Here is a 4087-nt window from a genome sequence, read left to right on the forward strand (position 1 = left end):
TTCACCCGTAAAATTCTTTCGCTTTATTCCCGTCATTTCCTGCTCCTTCTTAGCAGGATACCATCTTAATTTACTGTCCTGAAAGGAGGGTCCACTATAGGGGGAGGGGGTTTTGCCACCCCCAGTGACACTGGATTGGCAGGTTATGTTCATTGCAACAGGGATCCATTTTGGCCTTTCAATTACCTATGCGATAGTGCTTTCCTGGCTGATTCACCGTCTTGAAATAAAAAACTCACTGATCGCAGGTGGTTTATATGGTTTGGGATTATTCCTAATTAATATGTACGGTTTTGTCATCATTTTCCCGTGGTTTGTTGAAACGCGGGATTGGATTACAGTGACTGCTCACGTAGTGTTCGGTGTTTCTGCCGCAGGTGTGTTTAAGGTTTTATCCAAGCGATAGTGCAATAACGCTATTTAGTCGTTCTCTGAAAGACATACAAGTATTTCAGGAACGACTATTTATATAAATAAGACTTAATCAATGACTCAAAAGTATCTAAGTTTTTTGTGATTACCTCTGACAATTCTGAGTGTGTTCTGTACGATAACGAACAGAAAGTCAAATGCTTTTATTTTAGTATATTAAAAATACAAATATAGGATATGTAAATATTCAATTACCAAGCTTTGGCATTGACCGTGAAATATGAAGTGTATCCATCAGATGTTTGCCGGGGTATCTTTAACCAGGATGTTTCACGAATTGCGTAGGCACTCACTGGCTTCTTGATTCTATAAAGGATTTGTTTTAATCGATGTATGAATCACTACATCACTTCCTGGAAAATACCTTCTTAAACCAATATCAAACGCGAGCATTCTGCATATTTAAATATCCCTCTGTTTGAATTCGTACTGAGCTGCTGCCCTTAATAGGCTAGTGAAAAACGCATTCGAGGCAGCCGATGCAAGGCAGAAACAGGCAAAAAAGCGCAGTTTGTGCTTAATAAATGAGCATTTTGAGTCTGTTTTTAACACTGCAGCGGCAACGCAGATAGCTTTTAAGGACCTGTTAAACCTTCAGGAGAATCGTATGGGTTGTACCGTCGCCGAACAATTGGTTGAAATGCTCAAGGCTGCTGGTATTCGTCGCATTTATGGAGTCACTGGCGATAGCCTTAATTTCTTCAACGACGCTCTGCGTCGAGATGGCAGTATTGACTGGATTCACGTCCGTCATGAAGAAGTCGGCGCCTATGCAGCGATGGCTGAAGGCGTGCTTGGTGGGATGGGTTGCTGCGCTGGCAGCTCCGGGCCGGGCCATGTTCACTTGATCAACGGTCTCTATGATGCCCATCGCTGGGGGGCTCCGGTACTAGCATTGGCTTCGACTATCACCTCTGAGGATTACGGTACTGAGAGCTTTCAATCCACCGATCTGAACATGTTCGACGGATGCAGTCATTACAATGAGGTGGCGACGACACCGCAGCAATTGCCGCGAATGCTGCAGCAGGCGCTTCAGCATGCCTGGAATCGCATGGGTGTGGGGGTGTGCGCTTTCCCCGGTGACCTGATGACGTGCAACGCCGAAGATGACGCGCTTTGTGCTGATTTGTATCGGCCCCAGCCGGTTATGACCCCTTCCGATGCTGAGATTCAGCTATTGGCGGAATTGATTAATAGTTCTGAGGACATTGGTATTTATGGAGGCATTGGCTGTGCTGATGCTCGCGCAGAGGTGATTGAATTGGCTCGCCTTCTCAAGGCTCCGATGGCCTATACCCTGAAGGCCAAGATGGCGTTGGAATACGACAATCCTTACGCTGTCGGGCTGACGGGTTTGCTCGGCAACAAAGCCGGCGCCCGTGCCATTACCGGCGGCAAATTGTTGCTCATGCTCGGCAGCGATTTTCCGTGGAAGGAATTTCTCGACAGCTCGATCAAAATTGTACAGATCGACACCAAGCCAGAGCGGCTTGGACGACGAGTTGCATTGCACATGGGTCTGTGCGGCGACATCGGTCCAACGTTACGGACGTTACTACCGCTAATTACACCCAAAACTGATGACCGCTTTCTCAATGCCTGTTTGGCTGACTACGCCGAAGTGGAGGAAGAACTTCACGTGCATGCCGCAGATCACGGCGAGGAAAACTTGATCAAACCCGAATTTGTCGCCGCTATGATTGATAGATTAGCCGATAACGATGCCATCTTCACTGCGGATACCGGCATGAGCACGGTGTGGGCTGCACGCTATCTGCACGGCAGCGGAAAGCGCACGCTGATGGGTAGTTTCTCGCATGGATCCATGGCCAATGCGATGCCGCAATCTATCGGCGCCGCGCTGCACTCACCCGAGCGTCAAGTCATCGCATTTTGTGGTGACGGAGGTATTTCGATGCTTATGGGTGATCTGATGACGATTGCCCAATATAAGCTGCCGATAAAACTGATTGTTTTTAACAATCATAGTCTGGGAATGGTCGAGCTGGAAATGCAGGTAGCAGGTTTGCCCGACTGGCAGACTAAGATGACCAATCCCGATTTTGCGATGGTGGCTGAGGCTTGCGGTATCCGAGGTTATTTGGTCACTGATCCAGACAAGCTGGAAAATACTCTCCAAGAAGCGTTGTTACACAATGGCCCGGCTTTAGTCGATGTGTTTACCAATCCGCATGTACCGACTCTGCCACCCCATACATCAATCGGGGTAATGTCCCGTTATATACAGTCACAGGCCAAGCTGGCGCTGGGAGGCCGGATGGACGAAGCCTGGGATGCGTTTAGGACCAATATCAAATATATCCGAGATCTGTGATATGCCAATTAAGTAACTCTCAATGCTGCGCAGAATTCATTTGGCCGATTGGCTTTAATCCAGCAGCGGCAACGCAGATAGTTTAGGTTGCTAAGACGAGATGTAAATTAATTCCATATTAAAGTTGAAATCTTGGGACACGATTAGATTAATACAACCAATCGATCCGAAAATAGGAGCCAGAAATGAGTGAGAAAATCTCAAACGAAGTGTTCCGAAAAGAAAGCTGTCCATGGGGCAAGAAAGCGGTCAAATTACTTGATGAGCATGGCGTAGATTTCAATGATCATGTCTTTAACTCTGTGAAGGAAGAAGAAGACTTCAAAACAAAGTGGGGAATTGATACCACTCCGCAAATATTTTTAAATGGTGAACGAATTGGCGGATATTCAGAGTTGGCAAACCACTATGATGTAAAAGCTGATCACGAGCCGGAAGAGACGTCATACGTTCCTGTCATCGCACTTTTTAGTGTTGCCTTGCTCATGGCAATATTCACTCAAAACATCATGTATAGTTTTATGGGGTATTCCTTGTGTCTATTGGCGTGTCTTAAGTTGATGGATCTGGATAGTTTTGTAGAAGGCTTTAAAAAATATGATTTAATCACCAAATCCTTGCCGTTTTATGGAAAAGTCTATCCCTTTGCCGAATTAATTGCCGGGCTTGGTTTTTTAGCGCCGCAGTATTTGTATATTACAGGGTGGTTATCCTTATTCGTCGGTATCACAGGTGGTGTTTCAATTTTTAAAGCTGTTTATATCGATAAAACCGATTTAAACTGCGCCTGCATTGGCGGTAACTCTAAAGTACCACTTGGAGCAGTCAGTTTCTCTGAAAATGCGATGATGGCATTTATGGGGGCGTGGGTATTGACAGTTCAGATTTAGAAAAAGAGATATTAAGGAAGCTCTGGATAACTCGCATTTGTCATTCCGAATGCAGTGAGGAATCTTTGGCAATCAACAGCATAGATTTCTCGCTATGCTCGAAATGACAGTTCAGAGGTTCCTTAAAGTTAGTATAAATGTAGAAAACTAATCAATTTTTAGACAATGGTGAAGTTTGTACTAATGCAATTGGACATCTTGAACAAGATCCAATTTATTTCCCCGAGTAATTGTCCTCCCAGTTATCGCTTTTGCCTCGCTAGCGTTTACGATAACTGGACTTTGTCAATTTAACCGGCTGTTGAAAAACTATCTGCGTTACCGCTGCGGTGTTAAAAACAGACTCAAAATGCTCATTTATTAAGCATAAACTGCGCTTTTTCGCCTGTTTTTGCCTTGCATCGGCTACCTCGAAAACGTTTTTCAA

3 protein-coding genes are annotated in these 4087 nt (G+C 45.2%); all 3 read left to right on the top strand.

Annotated elements, in window-relative coordinates; all coding sequences use genetic code 11:
- Positions 1-145: 145 nt before the first annotated feature.
- The 3 genes from ACH10T_RS08455 to ACH10T_RS08465 all read left to right on the top strand — a co-directional run bounded on the left by ACH10T_RS08455 (position 146) and on the right by ACH10T_RS08465 (position 3660).
- Entirely contained in the window at positions 146-406 is a 261-nt protein-coding gene (locus tag ACH10T_RS08455) for a hypothetical protein (RefSeq protein WP_394808862.1), read from the top strand.
- 633 nt (positions 407-1039) lie between these two features.
- Positions 1040-2770 carry a thiamine pyrophosphate-dependent enzyme gene (locus tag ACH10T_RS08460; protein ID WP_394808863.1) on the top strand — a complete coding sequence of 577 codons (1731 nt, stop codon included), beginning with the start codon at positions 1040-1042 and terminating at the stop codon, positions 2768-2770.
- Positions 2771-2955: 185 nt separating this feature from the next.
- The gene (locus ACH10T_RS08465; RefSeq protein ID WP_394808864.1) at positions 2956-3660 is read left to right on the top strand and encodes a glutaredoxin family protein; all 705 of its coding nucleotides are present in this window, start codon (positions 2956-2958) and stop codon (positions 3658-3660) included.
- Positions 3661-4087 lie beyond the last annotated feature (427 nt).

Origin of the sequence: Nitrosomonas sp. (genome assembly GCF_043753625.1) — a bacterium.
Taxonomy (GTDB): Bacteria; Pseudomonadota; Gammaproteobacteria; order Burkholderiales; family Nitrosomonadaceae; genus Nitrosomonas.

Bases quoted from the DNA above. Each gene is read 5' to 3' on its own strand.
- ACH10T_RS08460 (WP_394808863.1), top strand. From the start codon at position 1,040: ATGGGTTGTACCGTCGCCGAACAATTGGTTGAAATGCTCAAGGCTGCT.
- ACH10T_RS08465 (WP_394808864.1), top strand. From the start codon at position 2,956: ATGAGTGAGAAAATCTCAAACGAAGTGTTCCGAAAAGAAAGCTGTCCA.
- ACH10T_RS08455 (WP_394808862.1), top strand. From the start codon at position 146: ATGTTCATTGCAACAGGGATCCATTTTGGCCTTTCAATTACCTATGCG.